The 26,506-nt window shown below is 31.1% G+C and carries 18 protein-coding genes and 1 tRNA gene; 6 read left to right on the top strand and 13 right to left on the bottom strand.

Annotated elements, in window-relative coordinates; genetic code table 11:
• Positions 1-19 precede the first annotated feature (19 nt).
• Together Q0762_RS02230 and Q0762_RS02235 are read right to left on the bottom strand one after the other, a co-directional pair.
• Positions 20-93: transfer RNA gene (locus Q0762_RS02230), tRNA-Ile, on the bottom strand.
• A gap of 60 nt (positions 94-153) precedes the next feature.
• Positions 154-1,125, bottom strand: a complete 972-nt coding sequence (locus tag Q0762_RS02235; protein ID WP_298763190.1) for a polyprenyl synthetase family protein — start codon at positions 1,123-1,125, stop codon at positions 154-156.
• Between the two features lie 127 nt (positions 1,126-1,252).
• On the opposite strand from Q0762_RS02235, the gene Q0762_RS02240 reads away from it, so the two are divergent.
• The 5 genes from Q0762_RS02240 (at position 1,253) to Q0762_RS02260 (ending at position 8,303) form a co-directional block, all read left to right on the top strand.
• Positions 1,253-1,852: a TetR/AcrR family transcriptional regulator gene (locus Q0762_RS02240; protein WP_298763525.1), complete on the top strand. Its 600-nt coding sequence runs from the start codon at positions 1,253-1,255 to the stop codon at positions 1,850-1,852.
• Positions 1,853-1,859: 7 nt separating this feature from the next.
• Entirely contained in the window at positions 1,860-3,191 is a 1,332-nt protein-coding gene (locus Q0762_RS02245) for a TolC family protein (RefSeq protein WP_298763191.1), read from the top strand.
• 7 nt (positions 3,192-3,198) lie between these two features.
• A complete protein-coding gene (locus tag Q0762_RS02250; protein WP_298763193.1) occupies positions 3,199-4,365 on the top strand; it encodes an efflux RND transporter periplasmic adaptor subunit in 1,167 nt (388 codons plus the stop codon).
• A gap of 38 nt (positions 4,366-4,403) precedes the next feature.
• On the top strand, positions 4,404-4,712 hold the full coding sequence (locus Q0762_RS02255; RefSeq protein ID WP_298763195.1) for a four helix bundle protein: 309 nt from the start codon (positions 4,404-4,406) through the stop codon (positions 4,710-4,712).
• Between the two features lie 126 nt (positions 4,713-4,838).
• Complete coding sequence (locus tag Q0762_RS02260; RefSeq protein ID WP_298763196.1) at positions 4,839-8,303, top strand: efflux RND transporter permease subunit; 3,465 nt, start codon at positions 4,839-4,841, stop codon at positions 8,301-8,303.
• A gap of 82 nt (positions 8,304-8,385) precedes the next feature.
• Here Q0762_RS02260 and Q0762_RS02265 read toward each other — a convergent pair whose 3' ends face one another.
• A complete protein-coding gene (locus Q0762_RS02265) occupies positions 8,386-13,563 on the bottom strand; it encodes a choice-of-anchor D domain-containing protein (protein WP_298763197.1) in 5,178 nt (1,725 codons plus the stop codon).
• A gap of 162 nt (positions 13,564-13,725) precedes the next feature.
• On the opposite strand from Q0762_RS02265, the gene Q0762_RS02270 reads away from it, so the two are divergent.
• Entirely contained in the window at positions 13,726-14,205 is a 480-nt protein-coding gene (locus Q0762_RS02270; protein WP_298763199.1) for a regulatory protein RecX, read from the top strand.
• Between the two features lie 168 nt (positions 14,206-14,373).
• Here the strand turns inward: Q0762_RS02270 and Q0762_RS02275 are convergent, their stop codons facing one another.
• The 10 genes from Q0762_RS02275 to thrA form a co-directional block, all read right to left on the bottom strand.
• Entirely contained in the window at positions 14,374-14,949 is a 576-nt protein-coding gene (locus tag Q0762_RS02275; protein ID WP_298763201.1) for a bifunctional precorrin-2 dehydrogenase/sirohydrochlorin ferrochelatase, read from the bottom strand.
• A 10-nt stretch (positions 14,950-14,959) separates the two neighbouring features.
• Positions 14,960-15,778: a uroporphyrinogen-III C-methyltransferase gene (gene cobA, locus Q0762_RS02280; protein WP_298763202.1), complete on the bottom strand. Its 819-nt coding sequence runs from the start codon at positions 15,776-15,778 to the stop codon at positions 14,960-14,962.
• Positions 15,779-15,780: 2 nt separating this feature from the next.
• Positions 15,781-17,883, bottom strand: a complete 2,103-nt coding sequence (locus Q0762_RS02285; protein ID WP_298763203.1) for a HEPN domain-containing protein — start codon at positions 17,881-17,883, stop codon at positions 15,781-15,783.
• 82 nt (positions 17,884-17,965) lie between these two features.
• Complete coding sequence (locus Q0762_RS02290; RefSeq protein ID WP_298763205.1) at positions 17,966-19,213, bottom strand: GTP-binding protein; 1,248 nt, start codon at positions 19,211-19,213, stop codon at positions 17,966-17,968.
• A gap of 76 nt (positions 19,214-19,289) precedes the next feature.
• Positions 19,290-20,195, bottom strand: coding sequence for a sulfate adenylyltransferase subunit CysD (cysD, locus tag Q0762_RS02295; RefSeq protein ID WP_298763207.1), 906 nt, complete (start codon positions 20,193-20,195; stop codon positions 19,290-19,292).
• A 112-nt stretch (positions 20,196-20,307) separates the two neighbouring features.
• Positions 20,308-20,922, bottom strand: coding sequence for a phosphoadenosine phosphosulfate reductase family protein (locus Q0762_RS02300; protein WP_298763208.1), 615 nt, complete (start codon positions 20,920-20,922; stop codon positions 20,308-20,310).
• Positions 20,922-21,185, bottom strand: a complete 264-nt coding sequence (locus tag Q0762_RS02305; protein WP_298763528.1) for a DUF2061 domain-containing protein — start codon at positions 21,183-21,185, stop codon at positions 20,922-20,924. The genes Q0762_RS02300 and Q0762_RS02305 overlap by 1 nt, the downstream gene beginning before the upstream one ends.
• A 222-nt stretch (positions 21,186-21,407) precedes the next feature.
• Positions 21,408-21,821, bottom strand: a complete 414-nt coding sequence (locus Q0762_RS02310) for an Rrf2 family transcriptional regulator (protein WP_298763210.1) — start codon at positions 21,819-21,821, stop codon at positions 21,408-21,410.
• A 24-nt stretch (positions 21,822-21,845) separates the two neighbouring features.
• On the bottom strand, positions 21,846-23,009 hold the full coding sequence (locus Q0762_RS02315; RefSeq protein ID WP_298763212.1) for an aminotransferase class I/II-fold pyridoxal phosphate-dependent enzyme: 1,164 nt from the start codon (positions 23,007-23,009) through the stop codon (positions 21,846-21,848).
• 74 nt (positions 23,010-23,083) lie between these two features.
• Positions 23,084-26,485 carry a bifunctional aspartate kinase/homoserine dehydrogenase I gene (gene thrA / locus Q0762_RS02320; RefSeq protein WP_298763531.1) on the bottom strand — a complete coding sequence of 1,134 codons (3,402 nt, stop codon included), beginning with the start codon at positions 26,483-26,485 and terminating at the stop codon, positions 23,084-23,086.
• Positions 26,486-26,506 lie beyond the last annotated feature (21 nt).

Raw genomic sequence — 26,506 nt, forward strand, 5'->3', positions numbered from 1 at the left:
AAAACTAATAAAAATAAAGTGGTCCCACTTGGGCTCGAACCAAGGACCACCTGATTATGAGTCAGGTGCTCTAACCAACTGAGCTATGGGACCAAATTTATTGGGTGCAAATGTAATACTTATTTTAAAATATGACAATAAAAAATAAAAAAGTTACACAGATCTGTTCATTAACCATAATCCAAAGTTTTTTAGATTGGTCTTACTCTCTTGAGAAATATCCATATTATCCAATGTAGCAAAGGCTTTCTCTGTATAATTTTCTATTTTATTTTTTACTAATAATGGAATATCATTTAACTCAAAAATTCTTCTTACGTCTGCTATTTTAACAGTATTTTCCTTTAATTTTTTACGATATAAATATTTTAATTTGCCTTGATCTTCTTCATTGGCTACTTCTAAAGCCTTTAAATACAAATATGTTTTTTTATTTTCTATAATATCTCCTCCTACTTGTTTACCAAAAGTTTCTGGATTACCAAAGGTGTCTAAAAAATCGTCTTGTAATTGAAAGGCTAAACCTAAATTTAAACCAAAGTCATAAATTAAGTTGGCATTTGTTTCTGAAGTTTCTGCAACAATTGCTCCCATTTTTAAGGCAGCAGCAACCAAAACAGATGTTTTTAAACGAATCATATTAATGTATTCATTAATAGTAACATCACTTCTTGTTTCAAAATCTACATCTAATTGTTGGCCATCACAAACTTCTAAAGCCGTTTTACTAAAAAGTTTTGCTAATTTTTGAAAAACATCTGGTTCAAAGTTCTCAAAATATTGATATGCTAAAATCAACATTGCATCACCAGAAAGAATCCCTGTATTTATATTCCATTTTTCATGAACCGTTTTTTTACCTCTTCTTAAAGGTGCATCATCCATAATATCATCATGCACCAATGTAAAATTATGAAAAACTTCTACAGCAAGAGCTGCAGGTAGCGCTTTCTTAAAACTTCCTGAGAAAATATCTGCGGCCATTAAAGTTAACACAGGACGAATTCGTTTGCCTCCTAATTTTAGAATATAATCTATTGGCTCATATAAATTTTTTGGTTCTTGAATCCACTCTTTCGACTCTAAATAGGTCAAAAATTTTTTTTGATAATGTAAAATATCCAAATTTTTAATTTTTATGTAAAAATAAAAGTAAACAATTTTATGGTTTGAAATGAAATGTTAAAAAAACAATAAAACTTTGGAAACTATTTTTGTTTCTAAAGTTTCCTTATGTACTTTTGCCGTATTAATGAAGGATAAAATATTAGAAATATCGGCAGAACTTTTTTTAAACTTAGGTTTTAAAAGTGTTACTATGGATGAAATAGCCAATAAACTAGGTGTTTCTAAAAAAACTATTTATAAGTATTTTAAAAACAAAACTAGTTTGGTAGATTGTGTAACCAAACACCTATTCCGTAAAATTTGCTTTGGTATAGACTTAATTCATCAACAACAAAAAAACCCAATTATAGAATTGTTTGAAATAAAACAGTTTGTAATGAAGAATTTAAAAAACGAAAAATCTTCTCCACAATATCAACTGCAAAAATACTACCCAAAAATATTTACTTGGCTTAAAAAAGAGCAATTTAATATAATGCACAATTCTATTCTAGAAAATCTAAAAACCGGAATTGATAATGGATATTATAGAGAAAATACAGATATAGATTTTACCGCCAGAATTTATTTTCATGGTTTAAATGGCATTAGAGATGCAGATATGTTTCCGTACGAAAATTACCCAATGAAAAGTTTAATGAATAGTTATTTAGAATATCATATTAGAGGTATAGCAACAGAAAAAGGCTTATTAGAATTAAAAAAACAACTAACAGAGAAATAAATAAAGTATGAAAAAAATAGTATTACTAGCACTTTCATTACTTTTTTTTAGCACGATAAAAGCGCAAGAAAAAAGTATGAAATTATCTCTAGAAGAAGCTATAATATTTGCACTAGAGCATAGCTACAACACAAAAATTGCTAGAAACGACATAGCCTCTGCTAACGAAAAAGTATGGGAAACCACGACTATTGGTTTGCCACAAATAGACGGCCAAGTAGATTACCAAAACTTTTTAAAACAACCCATTTCTGTTGCAGACATTAATGGAGACGGTATAGATGAAGAGTTTGTTTTTGGAACCAAACAAAATTTAAATGCCGCTGTAACGCTTAAGCAATTATTATTTGACGGCTCTTACCTTGTTGGACTACAAGCATCTAAAACATTTTTAAAAATATCTAAACAAGCAGAAGAAAAAACAGAAATGCTAACTAGAGAAGCTGTAATTAATGCTTATGGAAATGTTTTAGTTACAGAAAAAAGCATATCAATCTTAAAAAACAACATTAAAATTTTAGAAAAAAATTACAATGATGCTAAAAAGATATATGAAAACGGCTTTAATGAAGAAGAAGATGTAGAACAATTAGAAATTACACTGGGTAATTTAAAAAACCAATTAAACAGTGTAATACGTATGCAAGAAATTGCTTATCAAATGTTAAATCTTGCTTTAGGAAACCCAATTAACACAAAACTAATTTTAAAAGATTCTTTAGATTCTCTTGCAGAAACAAACATTCAATTAGAGTTAATTGCAGAAGATTTTAACTTTACAAATCATGTAGATTTTAAAATTGCAGAAAACGATATAGAAACCAAACGTTTAATGGTTAAACTAGAGCAAAGTAAAGCTTTACCAAGTTTGTACGCTTTTATAAATTATGGCACACAAGCTTTTTCTAACTCGTTTACTTTTTTTAATAATGAACAACGTTGGTTTCAATCTTCTTTAATAGGGGTTAGTTTAAACGTTCCTATTTTTAGTAGTTTTGGTAGAAAATCTAGAACTGCACAAGCTAAAATTGCCTTAGAAAATTCTGATTTAAGATTAGAAGAAACCAAACAACGCCTTAACTTACAAGCTAAAAAAGCAAAAAGCGAATACCAGTTGAGCATAGAAAACTACAGTACTTCTAAAAGAAATGTAAACTTGTCTGAAAGAATAGAGAAAAAACAGCGTGTAAAGTTTTTTGAAGGACTGTCTTCTAGTTTTGATTTACTACAAGCTCAAAATCAATTGTACACACAGCAACAAAATTATATAGAATCTATGTTGAATGTAATTGCAAAAAAAGCAGCATTAGAAAACGCACTAAACCTACCTATTAAATAAATTTAAGATGAAAAAAATATACCTACTTCTTATTACTACTCTTGTTTTAATTTCTTGTGGAAAGGAAAAAGAGGCTACTGTAGCAGAAATAATTGCTACAAAAGATATTAAAGCAATTCGTAAAAAGAAAACTGAATTAGATACCAAACAGCAAGAAATTTCTGATAAAGTAAAAACGTTAATTGCTGCAATAGACCAATTAGATACCTTAAAAAGAAATCCGTTAGTAACTGCTTTAAAGGTAAAAAAAGAAGTTTTTACACATTATTTAGAATTGCAAGGAAATGTACAAACCAAACAAAATGTACTTGTATATCCAGAAATGCCAGGAACTTTAGAGCGTGTTTTTGTAAAAAAAGGCCAAAAAGTTGCTAAAGGCCAAATTCTTGCCAAAATTGATGATGGTGGTATGGCACAACAAGTAGCACAATTAGAGGCTACCACAGCTTTAGCACAAACTACTTTTGAACGTCAAAAAAGATTGTGGTCACAAAAAATTGGTTCTGAAATTCAGTTTTTACAAGCAAAAACGCAATACACAGCTCAAAAAAACACGTTAGCACAATTAAAAAAGCAATTAGATAAAGCTAACATAAGAGCACCTTTTACTGGTATTGTAGATGATATTATTAAAGAACAAGGTACTGTTGTTGCACCAGGACCTGGATCTGAAATATTTAGAGTTATCAACCTAAATAATATGTATATAGAAACAGATGTACCAGAAAATTATATTGGCAGTGTTACGAAAGGGAAAGATGTAGCAGTAGAATTTCCTGTTTTAGGAAAAAAAATAAATACCAAAATAAGACAAGCTGGTAATTTTATAAATGCAACCAATAGAACATTTAAAATTGAAATTGGGATTCCTAATAAAGACAAAAGCATAAAACCAAACTTAACTGCAAAGTTAAAAATTAACGATTACTCTAGTGCAGAAGCTTTTTTAATTCCACAAAGTATTATATCAGAAAATGCAGCTGGAGACCAATATGTTTATGTGATAAAAAACATCAACAAAAATATTGGTTTTGCAAAACAAGTTGTTGTAAACACAGGAAAAACCACAGGAGACAAAATAGAAATTTTAAATGGTGTAAAGGTTGGAGATCTTTTAATTGAAGCTGGTGCAAGAAGTGTAAAAGATGGGCAAAAAATAGAAATTAGTCAGTAGACTTTAGACAATAGTTTGTAGACAGAAGTAAATAGAGAATGGGAAAAACGAAAGAAATTAAGTTCAAATTTGAAGATTTAACTCTTTATCAAAAATCCTTAGATTTTATTAATCTTGTTTGCATTACTTGCAATCGTTTTCCTTCAGAAAAAAATTATCGTCTAACTTCTCCGTTTATTAGAGCAGCAAATTCTATTGCCCTAAAAATTACTAAAGGCTCAGGAGATACAAATCCTCAATTTTGTAGATTTTTAAGAATCTCCTTAGGATCAATAAAGGAATGTGTTGTTTGCTACACCATTGGAAATAATCATAATATATTACTTCTATCGAAAATCAACAATTAAGAGAAAAGTTAGAAGAGTTGTCTAAAATGACAACAGGATTGATAAAATATTTAAAGAACAATTAACCTTAAGACAAAAGGAACTTAACAGTAGTTCTAATGTCTAAAGACTAAAAACTATCATCTAATGAAAAAAAAGAAAACAGATAAGGAATTTAAACTCTCATCGTGGGCTATTTCTAACAAAACCACCATGTATGTTTTAATTTTCTTAATTCTTGCCTTAGGAATGTCGGCTTATTTTAGCATGCCAAGAGAAGATTTTCCAGAAATTAAAGAAACTAAAATTTACATTAGTACTATTTATCCTGGTAATACAGCAGAAGATATAGAAAAACTAATTACAGATCCTTTAGAAGACCAACTAAAAGGTTTAAGTGGTTTGGTAGAAATTGTATCAACTTCTCAAGAAGATTACTCCATGATTATTGCAGAGTTTGAAGATGATATGGATGTTGAAGTTGCCAAACAACGTGTAAAAGACAAATTAGATACAGAAAAAGCTTCTGAAGATTGGCCAACTTTTAACGGCGCAAAAGTAGATCCAAATGCTTTTGATTTAAGTATTTCTGAAGAAGTACCATTTTTAAATATTAACATCTCTGGAGATTTTCCGCTTCAAAAATTAAAAGAATTTGCAGAATATTTACAAGATGATATTGAAGATATAGAGCAAGTTAAACAAGCAGATATTAGGGGCGTACAAGACAAAGAGGTAGAAATTGCTGTAGACATTTATAAAATGATGGCAATGCAAGTTAGCTTTAATGATATTGTTGGTGCCATACAAAACGGTAACAGAACCTCTTCTGCTGGTAATTTAATTGCTAGCGGACAAAGAAGAACCATTCGTATTTTAGGTGAAATAGAAAATCCAAAGGAATTAGAAGATTTTGTAATAAAATCAGAAAAAGGAAGTGCTATCTATTTAAAAGATGTTGCCACAGTAACTTTTAGAGAAAAAGACAAAACTACGTTTGCGAGAAAAGAAGGCAAACAAGTAGTTATGTTAGATGTTAAAAAGCGTGCAGGAAAAAACATGGTTGCTGCAGCAGACCAAGTAAAAGTAATTGTTGCAAAGGCTAAAGAAAATTATTTCCCTTCTAATTTAGAAGTATCAATTACCAACGATTTATCTGACAAAACAATTGGTCAAGTAGATGATTTGGTAAACAACATTATTTTTGGGATTATTTTGGTGGTAACCGTTTTAATGTTCTTTTTAGGCTTTAAAAACGCATTATTTGTAGGTTTTGCCATACCAATGTCTATGTTTATGTCTTTAATGATTTTAGGTGCTATGGGTTATACCTTAAACACCATGATTCTTTTTGGACTTATTATGGGACTAGGAATGTTGGTAGATAACGGTATTGTAGTAGTAGAAAACGTTTATCGTTTAATGGATGAAGAAGGTTTATCTAGAGTTGAAGCAGCCAAAAAAGGAATTGGCGAAATTGCCTATCCAATTATAATTTCTACTGTAACCACAGTTGCAGCATTTGTTCCTTTAGGCTTATGGCCAGGTCTTTTTGGGCAATTTATGATTTATTTCCCAATTACACTTTCTGTAGTTTTAGGCTCATCATTAGTTGTGGCAATTTTCTTTAATTCTGTTTTAGTTTCTCAGTTTATGACTACAGAAGACAAAGACATGCCCATTCGAAAAATTATTATAATTTCTGCAATTATTGGATTGATTGGCGCTTTAATTTTAATTTTTGGTGGCGCATATAGAGGGTTAGGTTCTGTAATGGTATTTACTGCAATAATGCTTTGGGTTTACCGCTTAATTCTTAGAAAAGCCGCAAACTACTTTCAGAAAAACACTTTAGTACGTTTAGAAAACTTTTACGAAAAAATGTTAAAAGGTGCTTTAAAAACCTGGAAACCTTATGTAATTACTGGTATTACATTTTTAATGTTATTTGCTGCTTTTGGTGGTTTTGATTGGTCTGTTAAAAAACAACGAACCAAAATTGAGTTTTTTCCAGACAACAAACCAAATCAAGTAGTGGTTTATATAGAATATCCACAAGGTACAGACATTACAGAAACCAATAAAATCACTAAAGAAATAGAACAAAAAGTTGCCAGCGTTTTAAATGAAGACATTTATATGGATGGTGATTTTAATTACTTGGTAGAAAGTTCTGTCTCTCAAGTTGGTGAAGGCGCAGGAAATCCGCAAACAGATGGTGGCTCATCTGCAGAAATGCCACATAAGGGAAAAATTACAGCTTCTATGCGTCAATACAAATACAGACGTGGACAAGACAGCGAGGTTTTACGCCAAAAAGTACAAGCAGCCTTAACAGGTATTTATCCTGGAGTTTTAATTTCTGTAGAAAAAGATGCAAATGGACCGCCAACAGGAGCTCCTATTAATGTAGAATTGGAAGGAGATAATTATGAAGAATTAATTGTTGCTGCAGAAAAAATGCGTGTTTTTGTAAACTCAAGAAACGTACCTGGTGTAGACGAATTAAAAATTGACGTAAATAAAGACAAACCTTCTATGAAGGTAATTGTAGATCGAAAAAAAGCAGGAGAATTAGGCGTGGCAACTGGGCAAGTTGGCCAACAATTGCGTAATGCTATTTTTGGTGCAAAAGCTGGTATTTATAAAGAAGATGGAGACGATTATGATATAAATGTGCGTTTTAATGAAGCTACTAGATATGATAAAAATGCGTTATTCAATCAGAAAATAACATTTAGAGACAATACAGGGCAAGTAAAAGCGATACCAATTGCTGCCATAGCAACACAAAGTAATAGCTCTGGTTTTAGTGCCATAAAACATAGAGATACCAAACGTGTAGTTACTGTTTATTCTCAATTAGCACCTGGTTATATAGATGCAGCTGCTGTGGTAAATCAAATTAAAGCAGAAATGAAAAATTATGATGGAATTTCTGATGACATAAAGATAGATTATACAGGGCAAATTGAAGAGCAAAATAAGCAACAAGCCTTTTTAGGTGGTGCTTTCTTTAAAGGTTTGGGATTAATCTTTTTTATATTGATTTTCCAGTTCAACTCCGTATCAAAACCAACTATTATTATGATAGCTATTTTCTTGAGTTTTATTGGCGTTTTTGGTGGTATTGTGTTAACAGGAAGTTCTTTTGTTATTATGATGACAATGATGGGAATTATTTCTCTTGCAGGAATTGTAGTAAATAATGGAGTTGTACTTCTAGATTATGCACAACTTTTAATTGATAGAAGAAAAGAAGACTTAAATATTGATGAGAAAGACTATTTACCTTTAAATGAATTGTATAACAGTGTTGTAAAAGCTGGTAAAGCTCGTTTAAGACCGGTTTTATTAACAGCTATTACTACTATTTTAGGATTAATTCCGTTAGCAATTGGTTTAAATATTAATTTCTTCACTTTATTTAGTGAATTTGATGCAAATATTTACATGGGTGGAGACAATGTAATTTTCTGGGGACCTTTAGCATGGACCGTAATTTATGGATTGTTAATCGCTACGTTTTTAACGCTAATTGTGGTACCAATTTTATTCTACTTAATTACAAAATTTAAAATGAGATTAAAAGGACAGTTAAAATCAAATTAATACAAAATTGATTATAGTTTATAAAAAAAGTGTTGAGAATTAAAATTCTCAACACTTTTTTATTTTCCTTAAACTTTTAATCTTAATTTTTAATAATCTTATTTATAATTACTTCTCCAGAGATAAGAGATGTTTTTAAGATGTAAATCGCATTAGACTTTAATTTATTTGAAGCTAATTTTATTTTAGATGAAACCTGCTTGTGATTCATAATTTCCTTTCCTAAAATATTATAAACTACTACGCTTTTCATTAATGAAGTATTTGAAGTACTAATTACTAAAGAGTTTTTATTATTCTCTATTTCTAACAAAGTATCCAGAACTAAATCTTCAGATGATAAAACCACCTTAGCACTTTTTTTGATATTTAAAACAAAACGGTTATTAAACGTACCTTTTTCAGTTATACTGAAAGTATAATCATTATCTCTTAAATTATGATTTACATTTAATAAATTATCTACTAAAGTTATATCATAATCTTTAACTCCTTCTAGATGATCTATACTAATTGTAAATTCTCCAGAGCCACTTGTAGTGAAACCTAATGGAATTTCATCTAATTCTTTTAACTCAGATTTTCCCTGAATAACAAACCTTTTGTCGTCTATTAGAGAATAAAAATTTGCATTTGTACCGCCATCTAATTTTTCGCCATCATACAATCTATCTACGCCATCAGTTGCTTCTTTTAAATATCCAATCAAAATTTGATTAAAAGCATTATCACCAGATAAATTAAGCCAAATTTTATCTTCTTTTTGGTTTTCACTTTTATAAAAATTAGTATTTCCTTGCCCCAATCTCATACTATTATTAAAAGTAATTGTAGCAGAAGGATTTAATGCTTGCGCAAAAAACCCTTGTCCAGATGCAATAGCACCTGTTGGAGCTATACAACCAGCGCAATTTGCTGTACTTCCTGTTCCGTTCCAAGAAACATAATCATCTTGTGTAAAATTTGTAGTTGTGCTTGCATCTGTATTATGTGTCCAAAAATAAATTGTACCGCTAATTTCTGGGTTTGAAGACATAAATAAACTAGCATCTATTGCAGATGGATATGGGTTTCCTACTAAATTCCAATTATCGGTTGCACCATTAAATACAGCTTCTCCTAGATTTAATGGAACATTAATAACACCATTATTAAAAGGCGAACCAGAAAATTGCACTGAATAAGAACCTGGATAAGAAACCCCAGTTCTTGGTCCTTGAGCAATATAACCAACTCCTGGAGTCATATTTGTTGATGCATTGGCAGCAGACCAAGATTGTGTACTTGCTATAAAAGAATAATAAGCACCTGCATCTGCTGCTATTTGTGCTAGAGTTGAGTTTACAAGAGGAGAAGCCCAATATGTATAAACAAATCTTGATTGTAAATTTTGCGTATTTCTATTTGCAATAAAATTACCAGTACCTGCTATGGAAGAAATATCTGAAACCTGAACCAGATTACCGCCATCTTCTACTATAATAGTTCCGTTATTTAAGATATTATTTTGTACTCTTAAATATTTGTCGGAAGGAATTGTAACAGTAGCTCCTGCATTAATTTCACATTCACAAGCATCAATACTAGGCAATGCTGTCATATCTAAATCGCTATTTACAATAATTTTTACGTTTTCAGCGGGCGTAACTCCTGTCCAAGCTCCATTCCAAGTCGCTAGAGATTCTACGTCTCCAGTAATTCTTACATCATCTATAATCCATAACTCATTTGTAGAGTTATTTCTTATTTCAATTTTTACTTTTAAGGTTGGAGATTGTGGTAAAGAAGAAACTTTAATTGTACTATAACCATCTGTAGTTCTATTTCCTCCACCAGATGGCGCAAAAATTGTAGTTGTATTATCACCATCATATAGAACACTTGCCTCAGCTGTACCACTGGTAAAAGACCATCTTGCATTATTATTTCCATTTATAGTTACTTCTTCAGAATAAGTACTACCATTATCTGTACTCACCAATATTTTTACGTTATCTCCTGTATCTGCTCCATTTCCACTTGTACCTGCAAAAGATGCTAACTTTAAAGAAAGTTCTAAATTAGAAGCAATGGTACTATCAAAAGTTGCAAATTCTACAACAGCTGTTGCATTTCTTACTTGTAAACCTCTACTTCCTTCAGAAAACAAATTATCTACAGGAAAAAGACTACCAGATCCCAAAGAAATAGCTGTACCTACAGATGTATAAGTTAACTCAGGTATTGGTGGTACTATTTCAAAATTTTGACTAAACAGCGTTACCCCAGAAATAATGGCACAAGGTATTGGCCCAGTAGCTCCATTACCCTGTATTGCAAATGTAAAAGTACCTTCATCTGCATCATCACTTAAAATAGTAACTAATGCATTTCTGGCACCTGAATTACTTGGGTTAAAGGTAATTTGAAATGTAGTACTACTACCACTTGGAATTGATAAATTAGCATTAGAAGTAACACTAAAATCAGATGAATTTGCACCAGATATTGTTGGGTTTTGAGATAATGTTAATGTACTTGTACCCGTATTTAGTATTGTAAATGTCTTTACAATTGCTCCCGTAGAAACATTTGCAGAACCAAAAAAAGTATTGTTTGCACCAGAAGTTGTTACTGTGCCATCTGCAATATCTAAAGAATTTCCTTGTAAAATAATTTCTGGCCCATTTATACATGTTAATGTGTGAGAACCTAAATTAGAAACATTATTAATTGTTGTACAAGACCACTCTGTATCTGTTGTAAAAGAATCTGTTCCATTTGTATCTCCAGCTCCAACAGTATCTATTCTAACTAAAGAAACACCTTGTGTACCACAAGTTCCTGGCCAACTTGTTACTAAATCAACACCTATTTGCCCTATTACATCAATTAAGACTCCAGATTTTCTTAATGCTACAACATCATTTCCACTAAATTCCATTACACCTCCAGTAACCGATAAATCTGCGGTAACTCCTAAATCTTCTGCACTATTTTCTATTACAAATGTACTTTCTGAAGCAATTGTGCCAGATAATGTTTGTGTTTCAGAAACAGAGGTTGCGCCATTTACATAAGTAACAATTTCATAATTAGATAAATCTACACTTGCATTTGTTGGATTGTAAATTTCTAAAAATTTATTTTGACTTGAACCTTCTATATATTCTGAAATAAATAATTCTGTACCACAAGCAACACTAGAGTTGGTTGTACCCTCTCCACTAATCGTAAATGTGTAAGTTCCTTCATCTGAATCATCATTTAAAATAGTAATAGTGGTAGTTCTTATACCATCTGCACTTGGATTAAAAGTTACCTGAAAACTTGTGCTACTACTTGTTGCTACTGATAAACTTGGATTAGATGTAATTGAAAAATCTGAGGCATTTCCTCCTGAAATTGTTGGATTTCCAGACAATGTTAAAGCTGCAGTTCCTGTGTTTTCAATAGTAAATGTTTTAACTATAGTTCCTGAAGTTGTATCTACTAATCCAAAATCTGTGTCATTTACTAAAGAAGTTGAAGCAGAACCACTTGGTATAGATGCAGAATTACCAACAACATCAATTTCTGGAAAAGTAGCATTCGTACAATTTATGGTATGTGATCCTAAATCTGAAACATCATCTATAGGCAAACAAGACCATTCTGTATCTGTGGTAAAACTATTAGTTCCGTCTGTATCTCCACTAATAACATCAGGATTTCTTATAAGTGTAACCTCTAGTGCCCCACAAGTACCTGACCAACTTGTTCCTGGATTTGCACCAATTTGCCCAATAACATCTATAATTACACCAGAGTTTCGTAACGCTACAACATCATTTCCATTAAATTGCATTACACCGTTTCCAGTAGATAAATCTGGAACAACAGTTAATGTCTCTTGAGTATTACCAATTACGTATGTACCTTGTGCTGCAATTGTACCAGAAAGTGGTAATGTGTTTGAAACAGTTGCAGAACCATTTACGTAGCTTACCAAATCATAACTAGATAAGTTTATTGCAGCATCAGTTGGATTGTAAATTTCTAAAAATTTATTATTAGAAGATCCCTCTATGTATTCTGAAATAAATAATTCTGTACCACAAGCTGGTAATCCAGAACCACTGCTTGTAATACCAGCACCACTTATATTAAAGTTGTATGTTGCTTCATCTGCATCATCACTTAAAATTGTAACTGTTGTAGTTCTAACACCGTCTGCTGTAGGATCAAAAGTGATTTCAAAAGTTGTGCTAGCTCCTGGTGATAAGGTTAAACTTGGATTATTTGTTATAGAAAAATCTGCTGCATTACCTCCTGAAATTGATGGATTTGCAGCTAAAGTTAATGTTGCTCCACCTGTATTTTGAATTGTAAAAGTTTTTACAACTGTACCTGAAGCCGTGTCTACATTTCCAAAATTTGTGTCATTTGCAGGTGATGTTGAAGTAGCGCCACTAATTATTGAAACTGAATTTCCTAAAATATTTATTTCTTGATTTATAGAAGCTCCAGAAAATTTATCTTCAGCAGCTGTCCCGCCCCAAATTTCTGTTGCAAAAGCAGGATTGTCAATAAAAGGATTTCTATTGCCTTGGGCAGTCTCTAGAATATTATTTCTATTTGTTTCATATTGAGAAACCGGGTCTTGTGCATTCCAATCTAACAATAAATCTATCATGTTAGCGTCTATAGTATTAGTTGTACCAATAGCCACTCCACTTGGTAAGCATCTTGTACCATATCTTAAATACATATACATCATCATTCTTGCAACATCTCCTTTCCATTCATCTCCAGGGTACCAACCTGCACCAGTAACACCTGCAGCACCAGTGCCTGTAATAAACTTTAAATTACCTCTATTGCTATTTTGGATAACATCAGACGCTCTTAAATGATGCACATCTGCTCCTGGACCTGAAGTACCTAAATTAGGATTCCCTAAAGATCTTGGGTACGTATGCTCTCTGTTCCAGTCTGTTCCTGCATTTCCACCATTGCTATTTACATTTCTTGTTCTATCTGTAATGTGGTTTCCATCTGCATCATTAGAACCATAAATTAATAATACTTTTGTATTATCATTAGGATCTAAATCTGTTTGTTGAATTACTGTCCAACCATACGACAAGAAAGTTGTATGTGTGTTTATTACTTTTGTTGCTAACTCATCTCTTAAAGAAGTTCCTGTAAGATTTAAATTAACATCATCATAATAGGTTGGAATTTGAGAAAAAAGAATATTGCTTAAAAGCAAGCATACTATTAATGCTAGTTTTTTCATAATGGGGGATATTTTGCTCCAAATATAATTAATAAATGTTAATGTTTTTAACGAAAAAAAATGTTTTTATGTTAAAAATAGGTTTAATAAAGTAAGATTTGTGGAAAAAATAGCTGAAAATAAAATTATGTAGGATTTATTCTTCTTTGTATGTTTGATACAATGTTTAACAAAAAACGAAAAGTTTTTAGCGTAGCTGAAATCAAAAGAAAAATAGAGCAATATTGTATCTATCAAGATCGCTGTCACAAAGAAGTGGAGCAAAAAATGCGGGATTATAATTTAATACCAGAAGCTAAAGAAATGATTCTTTTAGATTTATTAAAAGACAATTTTTTAAATGAAGAACGTTTTGCGAAGAGTTTTGCTAGAGGCAAATTCCGAATTAAAAAATGGGGAAAACAACGCATTGTTAGAGAACTAAAATTTAAAGAAATTTCTGCATACAATATTAAAACGGCATTAAAAGAAATTAATGAACAGGAATATATCAAAACCATTTACACCATTACAGAAAACAGAAATGCTGTTATTAAAGAACCTAATATTTACAAACGAAAACGCAAACTAATTGATTTTTTAATGCGAAAAGGTTTTGAAAGTGAATTGATTTATAAGGTAGTTGAAGAAGTAACTTCTTGATTTTTTTTTACAACAAAAATATAACTTCAAGCAGTATTTAGAAATTAAAATTCATATTTGTAGAAATTCCAAAATGTTCACAAGAACACATTAGGGAAATGAAATCCCATCTTCAAGCAAGGTTTAAATTACACTTGAAATAACAAGCTTGAAAATAACTTTCTAAATCTATTTATTTACCAAACTCTTGGTAAACTCATTTAATTTCTCCACTTTTTCTTCAAAGTCTCCTTTAATAGTTTTTCTGTATTCATTTAGGTTTTTCACTAAATCGTCTACATTTTCTGGAATTACGTCTTCAAAAAACTGTCGTAATCTTTTTGCTGTTGTTGGAGATTTTCCGTTGGTAGAAATGGCAACTTTTACGTTTCCTTTGGTTACAATGCCACCCATATAAAAATCGCAATATGGCGGATTATCAGCAACATTTACCAATTTTGCTTCTGCCCTACAATCTGCCCAAACTTGTACGTTTATATCTGGTATATCTGTAGTTGCTACAACCATATGCCTTCCTTGAAGATACTTTTTCTGATACACATCTTTTACTAAAGTTACGCAGCCTTTTTTAGCCAATTCTATTGTACCTTCTCTAAACATTGGTGATACCATTAATACCTTAGCATCTGGACTAGATTTTAGCAAAAAAGTCAATTTTTCTTCGGCAACAAAACCACCACCAACTATTAAAACATTTAAGTTTTTAGCTTTTAAAAAAATAGGATATAAATTATTGCGTTCCATAAAAAAGAATTTAAAGCAAATTTACAGATTTTAAAGTTTCTTTTTCTAAACTATTTAAAATTGCTCTATGGTTTACTACTTCACCTAAAACAATAATTGCAGGATTGGTTAATTCTTGTTTAGCAACAATATTTTCTATAGTATTCACAGTACCAATTCCTATTTTTTCATCTGCTCTTGTACCGTTTTGAATAATAGCAACAGGCAAATTATTTTTTTGTTCTTTTTGAAATAAAGCTACAATTTCTGGTAATTTTGCCATTCCCATTAAAATTACCACGGTTGCATTAGATTTTGCAGCTAAAGCAACATCTGCAGATAATTTATGTTTTTTTGTAGTACCTGTAATTACCCAAAAACTTTCTGCACTTCCTCTTTTGGTTAACGGTATATTTTGATGTGCAGGAACCGCTAAAGAAGATGAAATTCCTGGAACCATTACTGTTTCAATACCAAAATTAGCAGCAAACTCCATTTCTTCTGCACCTCTGCCAAAAATAAAAGGATCACCACCTTTTAAACGCACTACATGACCGTGTGTTTTAGCTCTGGCTACAATTAATTCGTTAATTTGCTCTTGCTGATAACGGTAACAACCTCTTCGTTTTCCTACAAAAATTAATTCTGCATTTGGATTTACAAAGTCTAGTAATTCTTCATTTACTAAAGCATCATACAAAACTACATCAGCATTTTTTAAAGCTTTTATAGCCTTAAGTGTAATTAAATCTACATCTCCAGGACCAGCCCCAACTACAGTTAATCGGGGCTTTTTGTCACTAGAAATGTTAGTCAAATCTACACTTTTTATTTTATCAGTATTCTTCATAATTAGACAGTTTCTGCTGCCATAGCAGTTGCGCTTTCTCTGTACAATCTTACTTTTTGTAAAAAATCTTTAGCATCATTAATATATTTTGTTGCAAATTCTTTTGTTGGTGCAGCTGCATTTATTTGATAAATTAAATCAGAAAAAGAAGTATCTAAACTAATTTTTCCTGATGCAATATAAAACTCATCAAACTGAGAAATAATACCTGCATGAGTATTTGTTTTCTTGTTTTCTGCCAATAACATTGCTTTTGCAGAATTTACTATAGATTGGTATGCATAATAAATTGCGCCAGAATACACCTTGTTTTCAAGAGCTTCTTTGGCATTGTCTATTTTCTCTTCGCTTTCTAAAAATAAAGTTGCAATTAAATCAATTACCACACCAGCACATTCTCCAATACCAATTGCTTTTACGTATTTTTCTTCTTCACCCCAATCAATAAAATCTTCTTGGGTTAAATTGGTTGCATCTTGCAAATCACTTAAAAGGTTGTAAAAATATTTTTCACCTTTTTCTTTGTAATAATGTACAAATTCTAATCCGTTTGCATTTGCTTCAAAATCGTTTAAAATTCTGCGCAATGCTTCTGGGCCTCTTCTACTTGGTACTTTTACTACTTTATCTGCAAAAACGCCATTTCCATCTCCTAAATTACCACCACCTAACAATACTTGTAGCGCTGGTGCAACTAATTTATCTGGAGTTCTAACTGTCATTCCTTGAAAACCAATGTTTGCCATATTGTGCTGTCCACAAGCATTCATACAACCACTAATTTTAATAACTAAATCTTCACTTTTTAAATACTGTGGGTATTCTGCAGCAATAACTCTTTCTAGTTCTTGTGCAATACCTGTGCTACTTGCAATACCTAAATTACATGTATCTGTACCAGGACAAGCTGTAATATCTACCGCTTTGTTATAACCTGCTTCTACAAAACCTAGTTTTTCTAATTCTTGATAGAAAAATGGTACTAATTCTTCTTTTACAAAAGGAATAACAATATTTTGGCGTAAGGTTAATCTTAATTCACCTGCAGCATATTGGTCTACTAAATCTGCCAATAATCTTGCTTTGTCTGTATAAAAATCTCCTAGTAAAACTTTAACACCAATAGCCACATAACCTTTTTGTTTTTGCGGTATAATATTGGTAGATTTCCATAAATTAAATGCAGTTTCATCTTTAATTTCTACTGAAGGTGTTGCAACATTTACAGGAATTGAAGCTACATAAGCATCTGAATCTATAGCAACAGTTTTTAATTCTATAGCTTTTTGTTCTTTAGCGATTAACTCTTTAAAAGCCTCTAGACCAATATCTTTTAGCAAAAATTTCATACGAGCTTTAGCTCTACTTTTACGTTCACCATATCTATCAAAAACACGTAAAACGCCTTCCATTACAGGAATTATTTTGTCTGATGGTAAGAAGTTGTATAAAGTTTCTGCATGTCTTGGTTGAGAACCTAAACCACCTGCAACCATTACTTTAAAACCTCTTACACCATTTTGTAATTTGGCAATAAAACCTAAATCATGCAAATAAGACAAGCCTGTATCTTCCTCTGTAGAAGAAAAAGAAACTTTAAATTTACGGCCCATTTCTTGACAAATTGGGTTCCTTAAAAAGAATTTGAATAATGCATCTGCGTAAGGAGAAACATCAAAAGGTTCATTAACATCTATACCAGCAGTTTCACTTGCTGTTACGTTTCTAACTACATTACCACAAGCTTCTCTTAATGTAACATCATCTTTTTCTAAATCTGCCCAAAGTTGTGGTGTTCTTTCCAGAGACACGTAATGTATTTGAATATCTTGACGTGTTGTAATATGCAATCTACCTCTAGAATATTCATCTGAAACAGCAGCAATTCTGCGTAATTGATTGCTTTTTAATTTACCATAAGGTACTTTTATACGAATCATTTGCACGCCTTCTTGACGTTGCCCGTAAACCCCTCTAGCCAAACGTAAACTTCTAAACTTTTCTTCGTCTATTTGTAAATTTTTGAATGCAGCAATTTTATCTGCTAACTCAATAATATCTCTTTCTACAATTGGATTTTCTATTTCTGTTTCAAAACTTCTCATTTCTTCTAGTTTTAATATTGAAAGTTTTTAAAGTTAAAAAAGCTGAACTTTTTTACTTTTAACTCGCTAACTTTTTGCTTTTCTATTTTATAAAACCTACTCCTACAGTATTGTTTGTTTTCGGATTAATTAAAATAAAGGACCCATTAGATTTATTATTGCTATACGCATCAAAAGCTAAAGATTTACTTAATTTTATTTGAATATCTCCTATTTGATTTAAAACCAATTCAGATGGATTTTCTTCTATTCCAGAAAAATCTGTTTTAATAATACTTTTTAACTGTGTTATTTTTGCTTGGGCATCATTTACACCGTGTTTAATGTAATATTTTTGTGATGCTTGCAATGGTTCTTTATCCATCCAACAAATTGTTGCTTCTAATTGTTTTGCTATTGTTGGCTCTTCTGTTACTTTTACCAACATATCTCCTCTGCTTACATTTACGTTGTCTTCTAAAGTAAGACTTACAGAACTTCCTCTTTTTGCTATTTGGTATTCTTTATCGAAAAAATTAATACTTTTTATTTTCGATTTTGTTTGTGATGGCAAAACTGCTACTTCATCTCCTACTTCAAAATCTCCACCATAAATTTTACCTGCATAACCTCTATAATCGTGATATTCTTCTGTTTTAGGTCTAATTACAGTTTGTACAGGAAAACGGGTTTGCGAGGCATCATTAATATCTTCTGGTTCTAACCTTTCTAAATGATGCATTAGCGTTTCCCCTTTGTACCATTCCATGTTTTCAGACTTATCAACAACATTGTCTCCTTTTAAAGCTGAAAGTGGAATAAAAGTTAAATTTTGTCCTTTATATTCGCTTTTGCTTGCTAAATATTCAATTTCTCCTTTGATTGCGTTGAATTTTTCTTCAGAAAAATCTACTAAATCCATTTTATTAACAGCGATTACCACATCTTTAATACGTAGTAAATTATTGATAAAAAAATGTCTGTAAGTTTGTTCTACAACACCATTTCTAGCATCAATTAAAACAATAGACGCTTGCGCTGTAGAAGCGCCTGTTACCATATTTCTGGTATATTCTATATGACCAGGCGTATCTGCGATAATAAAACTTTTAGATGGTGTAGAAAAATAGATATGTGCCACATCTATGGTAATTCCTTGTTCGCGTTCTGCTACTAAACCATCTGTTGCCAAAGAAAAATCTAAATAATCAAAACCTCTTTGACGACTTTTTTCTTCTATTGCTTCTAATTTATCATCAGTTAGTGATTTTGTATCGTATAATATACGACCGATTAAGGTACTTTTACCATCATCTACACTTCCTGCTGTTGCTATTTTTAATACTTTCATTTTTTGGTTGGTGGTTTTTGGTTTCTAGTTGATGATTCTTTACAAAAAAACATCAACAAAAACTAATAACTAATTTTTAGAAATACCCTTGTTGCTTTCTTTTTTCCATTGCTGCTTCAGAACGCTTGTCATCTATTCTTGCGCCTCTTTCTGAGATTGAAGAATCTCTAATTTCTTCTACTACTTTTGCAATATCAACTGCATCAGACAAAACGGCTGCTGTACAACTCATGTCTCCTACAGTTCTAAAGCGCACCATTTTTTCTACTACAACTTCTTCTTCATCTCTAAAAACAACAGCATCATCTGCAGACCAAATCATGCCATCTCTTACAAATATTTTTCTTTTATGAGCAAAATAAATTGATGGTATTTCTATATTTTCTTGTTCTATGTAAGACCAAACGTCTAATTCTGTCCAATTAGAAATTGGAAAAACACGTACATTTTGTCCTAAATCTATTTTTCCGTTTAACATATCAAACACTTCAGGACGTTGATTTTTTTCATCCCATTGACCAAAATCATCTCTTACAGAAAAAATTCTTTCTTTAGCTCTCGCTTTTTCTTCGTCTCTTCTTGCGCCTCCAATACAAGCATCAAAACCAAATTCTTCTATTGCATCTAGTAAGGTTTCTGTTTGCAACATATTTCTACTTGCATACCTACCTGTTTCTTCTTTTACTCTGCCAGAATCTATATTGTCTTGTACATTTCTTACAATTAATTCTACACCTAATTCTTTGGCTAATCTATCTCTAAATTCTATAGTTTCAGGAAAATTATGTCCTGTATCTATATGCATTAATGGAAAAGGAATTTTAGCTGGATAAAATGCTTTTTGCGCTAAACGTACTAAAGTTATGCTATCTTTTCCTCCAGAAAATAATAACACTGGTTTTTCAAATTGTGCTACTACTTCTCTAAAAATAAAAATTGCTTCGCTTTCTAGAGCATCTACTTGTATTATATTTTGACTCATAATTATGTCTTTTAGATATTCAAACCACATTATCTGTTATCCTACCCTAACCTTCTTAAAATTGAAGGGAACTCTTAATTGGATATTTTAAGAGTATAAAATTTATATTATTTTAAATATGTAATCCACACTCTCTGTTTCCTTCTACCTTAGTAGGATCAAAGTAAACAAATTCGTTTGGTAATTTTTGTGCTTCTAAATAAGCATCTAATTGTGCATCTGACCAATTGTAAAAAGGGCTTACTTTTAGCACACCATCTTTACTTTTAGATACAATATCTATAGAATCTCTAAATGCAGTTTGTCCTTTTCTTAAATTTGTAAACCAAACATCTGGTTTATGCTCTGCCATAGCTCTTGAAAAAGGCTCTAACTTAACCTGCTCTGTAAAAATTGCATGTTTAGGATCTTCTATAGAAGGCACTCCTAAAACTACATTTCTATGTGCAACCGTTTGTTTTGGCGTATATAGCTTTACATTTAACTTTAATTTCTGAATAATTTCTTCTGCATGTTTATAGGTTTGAACGGTATTGTAACCTGTATCGCACCAAATAACTTTAATATCTTTTTTTACTTTGGTTACCGCATTTAAAATAGCCACTTCGTAAGGTCTAAAATTTGTGGTAATCACTGGGTTTACGCCCACAGTAATAGCCCAAGAAATAATTTCTTCTGGACTTTTACCTTGTAATTCTTTATTTATTTCTTCTAAATTAAGGCTCATTATTTTCCCCATTTTATGGCATTCCATATTCTTTCGTGAAAGAAATACAAAACTAGTTTTGTTAAAAAATCTACAGATGCTATAGAGGTTGCTAATAATATTTCTCCTGTTATAAAATAAGAAACAATTAGTGTATCTATAGTACCTATTAATCTCCAGCTTAACGCTTTTACAACACTTCGTAAAGGTTTTTCAGAGCCCCTAATCTCATCGAAACCTTTACCTCGTGTCTTTTTACTAAAAATGATTTGATCTAAAATCATAATAATTAAATAATTCAAATACCCTATAAGTTTAATAGGGATTACAAACGTACATTATTTTTTATACTTAAGTCGTTAAAAATTGCTAATAATTGGCATTACCCTACAGATTTAATAGATTAATAATAAAAACAAAAAAATATTATGAATATGACATCATAATCTACCTATTAAAACCAATAGTTATTAAATTACTTTCAAAAAAGAAATCAGATTATCTATTTAGCAATCACACAAATCTGCTAAGGTTGTATTTTTAAAAATTTGTAGTGTATTATCTCTAACTTTTGCCATTAGTTTATGTACCGCGCAAGCAGCCTCATCTGCGCAATCATCACATTTTTCATAAAAATTTAAACTTACACAAGGTACCATAGAAATTGGTCCTTCTAGAATACGCATAACTAAAGTCATTTGAATTTCTCTTGGCTCCTTTAATAAGTAATACCCACCACCTTTGCCTTTTTTAGATCCTAAAACACCGTTTTTACGCAGTGTTAAAAGAATACTTTCTAAAAATTTTAAAGAAATATTTTCGCTTTTAGAAATAACAGCAATAGCAATTGGCGTGTTTTTTTCTTGCTTACCTAAAAAAGTAAGCGCTTTAATTCCGTATTTTGTTTTCTTTGAAAGCATTTTACAAAACTACAGAATTTTATTTTAGTCTAAAGCTTGTTTTAAATCTTCTATAATATCTGCCACATTTTCTAAGCCCACAGAAACTCTAACCAAACCTTTAGTAATACCAACTTCTAAACGATCTTCTTCAGACAAACGCCCATGAGTAGTAGAAGATGGATGTGTTACAATGGTTCTTGTATCTCCTAAGTTTGCAGACAAAGAGCACATTTTTATTTTATTTAAAAACGTTCTTCCGGCTTCTATACCACCTTTAATTTCAAAAGCAACAATATTACCACCTAACTTCATTTGCTTTTTTGCAATTTTGTACTGTGGATGTGATTTTAAGAATGGATATTTTACAAATTCAACATTTTCTTGCGATTCTAAAAACGCTGCAACTTTTAATGCGTTTTCACAATGTTTTTCTACCCTAACTGCTAAAGTTTCTAAACTTTTAGACAAAACCCATGCATTAAAAGGAGACATTGCAGGTCCTGTATTTCTGGCAAATAAATAAATTTCACGTAACAAATCTGCCTTACCAACAATTATACCTCCTAAAACCCTACCTTGGCCGTCTATTAATTTTGTTGCAGAATGAATTACCAAATCTGCACCAAATTTAATAGGTTGTTGCACATAAGGTGTTGCAAAACAATTATCTACAATATAAATTAAATTGTGTTTTTTAGCTATTTTACCAATTAATTCTAAATCTAAAATATCTATAGCAGGATTTGTAGGGGTTTCTATATAAAGAATTTTTGTGTTTTCTTGAATTAAACTTTCTACTAAAGCTACCTCATCAACCTTAAAATAAGACGTTTCTATATTCCATTTTGGTAAATATTTAGTAAACATGGAATGTGTAGAACCAAAAACAGAACGACAAGAAACAACATGATCTCCTGCATTTAATAAAGCTGCAAAAGTTGAAAATATGGATGACATACCTGTAGCAAAGGCATAACCTGCCTCTGCACCTTCCATTTTTACTATTTTTTCTGTAAATTCTGTAGTATTTGGGTTGGTAAATCTACTATATAAGTTTCGCTGCTTTTCTTCTGCGAAAGAAGCGCGCATTTCTTCTGCATCATCAAAAACAAAACTAGATGTTAAATATAATGGTGTTGAATGCTCAGAAAATTGTGTTCTTTCTGTTTGATTTCTTATGGCTTCTGTTTCGAAATGTTTGTTCATTTTAGTTGATAGTTGTTGGTTATTAGTTGTTGGATTTTGGTGCTAACTAACAACCAAAAACCATCAACCAAAAACTAATTATTATGTTTTGCTAATCTTAAGATATCTCCAAAAACACCTCTTGCTGTTACACTTGCTCCTGCACCTGCTCCTTGAATTACAATAGGTTGCTCTCCATAAGATTCTGTGTAAATCTCAAAAATTGCATCCGATCCTTTTAAAGAACCTAATGGTGTGTTTTTTTCTGTAGAAACTAACTTTACCTCTAAAATACCTTTATTTTTTGATAAATCGCCACTTAATTCTCCAATATATCTTAAAACATGATTTGCTTTTTGCGCTTCTTTTATTTGTTGATATTCATCATTTAACAAATCTAACTTTGTTAAAAAATCTCTAGCAGACCCTTCTCTTAAATGTTCAGGAATTAAATTTTTAATAGCAACTTCATCCAATTCATTTTCTAATTCTAATTCTCTTGCTAAAATTAGTAATTTTCTAGCTACATCATTTCCTCCTAAATCTTCTCTTGGATCTGGTTCTGTAAAACCTTTGTCTATGGCTTCTTGTAGCACTTTAGAAAAAGGTTCGTTTTTTTCAGAAAAATTATTAAATAAATAACTTAAACTTCCTGAGAAAACACCTCTTATTTTTGTAATATTTTCTCCAGATTCATGCAATAATCTAATGGTATCTATTAAAGGTAAACCTGCACCAACATTGGTTTCATACAAATACTGCTTTTTATATTCTTTTAATTTTGCCCTTACCTCTTTATAGAAATCAAAAGACAAGGTATTTGCAATTTTATTACAAGAAACCAAATCGAAACCAGCCGCTATTAATGGAATATAATTGGCAACAAAGTCTTCATTTGCAGTATTATCTACCGCAATTAAATTCTCAAAATGATGTTCTTCTGCGTACGCCGTAATGTCTGATATCGAACAGTTTTCGTTACCAGATTCTAGTAAATCTTGCTCCCAATTTTTGTCAACTCCGTTTTTACGAAGCAACACTTTTTTAGAATTTGCAACTGCAAAAACATTTAGCTGCAATTTTCTTCGCTCTAAAACAGAAGGTGTATTTTCTATAATTTGATCAATTAATGTACCACCAACCAAACCTTTGCCAAAAATGGCTATATTTATTTTCTTTGTAACACCAAAAACCTGACCGTGAATTACATTAACTGCTTTTGGTAATTCTTCTTTTTTAACTACTAAACTTACATTTTTACCAGTTACAGTATTGTTGAATAAAACAGGTACAATTTGGTTTTTAATTAGTGCGTTATATGGCAAATGAAATTCACTTAAATCTTGCCCAATGATAGAAATTACTGCCACATTTTTTACTACAGAAATCTGATTTACATCTTGTGAATAAAAATCGTTTTCAAACTCATTTTCTAAAGCTAAAACTGCTTCTGTTGCCCTATCTGCATCTATAATTAAACCAATTCCTCTTTCTGATGAACCTTGAGAAATTATACTTACACTGATGTTTTTATTACTTAATACCTTAAAAATTCTAGCATCTACACCAACTTTACCCAACAAACCTCTTCCTTCAAAATTTAAAAGTGCAACATTGTCTAATGTTGAGATAGATTTGATGCCCTTTGTAGAAGATTCTGCCGTAATTAATGTACCCTGATCTTCTTTTTGAAATGTATTTAAAATTCTAAGATCTATATTTTTTTCTAAAAGCGGAATAATAGTTTTGGCATGTAAAATAGTAGCACCAAAATTTGCCAACTCATTTGCTTCTGAGAAAGATAATTGTGCTATTTTTTTTGCATCTGCAACCAAATCTGGATTTGCAGTATAAATACCGCTAACATGCGTATAGTTTTGCAACTCTTCTGCATCTAGGTAATTTGCCAATAAAGCTGCAGTATAATTACTTCCATTTCTACCCAAAGTTGTAGTTTCTCCTTTTTTATTAGCCGCAATAAAACCGGTTACAACAGCTATAGCATTGTTGTTTTTCTTAAAATATCGATTTGTGTTTTCTTTAGAAACAGCAGTAATAGGTTGTGCATTACCAAAATTATCATCTGTAATTATTAATGCTCTTGCATCTACAGCTTTTGCATTAATACCTTCTTTTTCTAATAAGCTTGCTAGTAATTTTACAGATAACAATTCGCCTTGTGCTAAAACTTCATCTTTTATTTTGTTACTATAATCTCCTAATAAAAAAACTCCTTCGAAAATGGTTTGTAATTTGGTAAATTCTTCATCAAAATTTATAGCATTAATTGGTGCTTTTTGGTCTTTTTTAAATGCTTCAAACTTTAGTTTATACTCTTTTTTACTACTGGCAAGATCTAAAATAGCCTCTAATTGATTTGTAGCATTTCCTCTGGCAGAGGCTACAATTGCTATTTTATCTCCGTTTTTATATTTATCAACTATAATTTCTATGGCATTTTGTAATCCTTGACCATTTGCTAATGATTTGCCACCAAATTTTAAAATTTTCATTTTATTTTCTCTGTAATCTTTATTAAAAATAGGTCCAATAATTTTTTCTAACTGGTCATATTCCATTAAAAAAGCATCATGCCCATGTACCGAATTTATTTCGTTGTAGGTAACATTGTCTTTTGTTAGGGCCAGTTTTTTATGTGTTTCTCTATTTTCTTCTGCCGTAAAAAACAAATCAGAATCTACACCTATAATATGTATGTTAGCAGTAATTTTATCTAAGATATTTTCAGATTTTTCTCCTCCAACAGTTACATCAATAGTTTTTAATAATTGATTCATTAGTTTATATGAAGATAGTTGGTAACGTTCTTGCAAAGATTTACCATGATGCAACAACCAACTTTCTACATTAAAAATATCTGAATCTTCTCTTTTAGAACGCTTAAAACGTTCTTTAAAAGATTCTGGAGTTCTATAACACAACATGGCGTGCATACGTGCATCATGAACGGGATTGCTAGAGTTTACCAAAAATTGTTCTTGAATTTGGCAATTGGCAATTAACCAATCTGTAGATTTCCAATCGGTTGCAATTGGCAAAAAATGTTGCGTAAACGAATTGTTTAACACCATCATTTCCCATGCAATTCCACCTCCTAAAGAGCCACCAATTAAGGCAAAAAGTTTATCAATTTTTAAAATGGATAAACCTTCTAAGAATATTTTTGCAATATCTCTAGCTATAAAATCTTTATAATTATCAATTAAAAATCCATCAAAACCATTTCCTGGAATGTTAAAAGAAAGAATTGTATACGCATTCGTATCAATTGCCTTTTTTTCTCCAACAATAGCTAACCACCAACCTTGCTCGCCAGCAACATCACTATTACCAGTAAGCGCGTGATTTATTAAAACAATAGGCGCTGTGCCTAAAGGTAAACCAAAAACTTGATAGCTTAAATTTAGTTCAGAAATAATTACACTAGCTTCTGTAGTGAAATTTTTTATTTTGATATGTTTCAAAGGATGTTTCAGATCTTACTATTTTATTACAAG

This window comes from uncultured Polaribacter sp. (assembly GCF_947495205.1).
Lineage (GTDB): Bacteria > Bacteroidota > Bacteroidia > Flavobacteriales > Flavobacteriaceae > Polaribacter.

Coding starts and splice junctions, on each gene's coding strand:
- Q0762_RS02240 (WP_298763525.1), top strand. CDS start 1,253: ATGAAGGATAAAATATTAGAAATATCGGCAGAACTTTTTTTAAACTTA.
- Q0762_RS02245 (WP_298763191.1), top strand. CDS start 1,860: ATGAAAAAAATAGTATTACTAGCACTTTCATTACTTTTTTTTAGCACG.
- Q0762_RS02250 (WP_298763193.1), top strand. CDS start 3,199: ATGAAAAAAATATACCTACTTCTTATTACTACTCTTGTTTTAATTTCT.
- Q0762_RS02255 (WP_298763195.1), top strand. CDS start 4,404: ATGGGAAAAACGAAAGAAATTAAGTTCAAATTTGAAGATTTAACTCTT.
- Q0762_RS02260 (WP_298763196.1), top strand. CDS start 4,839: ATGAAAAAAAAGAAAACAGATAAGGAATTTAAACTCTCATCGTGGGCT.
- Q0762_RS02265 (WP_298763197.1), bottom strand. CDS start 13,563: ATGAAAAAACTAGCATTAATAGTATGCTTGCTTTTAAGCAATATTCTT.
- Q0762_RS02270 (WP_298763199.1), top strand. CDS start 13,726: ATGTTTAACAAAAAACGAAAAGTTTTTAGCGTAGCTGAAATCAAAAGA.
- Q0762_RS02275 (WP_298763201.1), bottom strand. CDS start 14,949: ATGGAACGCAATAATTTATATCCTATTTTTTTAAAAGCTAAAAACTTA.
- cobA (WP_298763202.1), bottom strand. CDS start 15,778: ATGAAGAATACTGATAAAATAAAAAGTGTAGATTTGACTAACATTTCT.
- Q0762_RS02285 (WP_298763203.1), bottom strand. CDS start 17,883: ATGAGAAGTTTTGAAACAGAAATAGAAAATCCAATTGTAGAAAGAGAT.
- Q0762_RS02290 (WP_298763205.1), bottom strand. CDS start 19,213: ATGAAAGTATTAAAAATAGCAACAGCAGGAAGTGTAGATGATGGTAAA.
- cysD (WP_298763207.1), bottom strand. CDS start 20,195: ATGAGTCAAAATATAATACAAGTAGATGCTCTAGAAAGCGAAGCAATT.
- Q0762_RS02300 (WP_298763208.1), bottom strand. CDS start 20,922: ATGAGCCTTAATTTAGAAGAAATAAATAAAGAATTACAAGGTAAAAGT.
- Q0762_RS02305 (WP_298763528.1), bottom strand. CDS start 21,185: ATGATTTTAGATCAAATCATTTTTAGTAAAAAGACACGAGGTAAAGGT.
- Q0762_RS02310 (WP_298763210.1), bottom strand. CDS start 21,821: ATGCTTTCAAAGAAAACAAAATACGGAATTAAAGCGCTTACTTTTTTA.
- Q0762_RS02315 (WP_298763212.1), bottom strand. CDS start 23,009: ATGAACAAACATTTCGAAACAGAAGCCATAAGAAATCAAACAGAAAGA.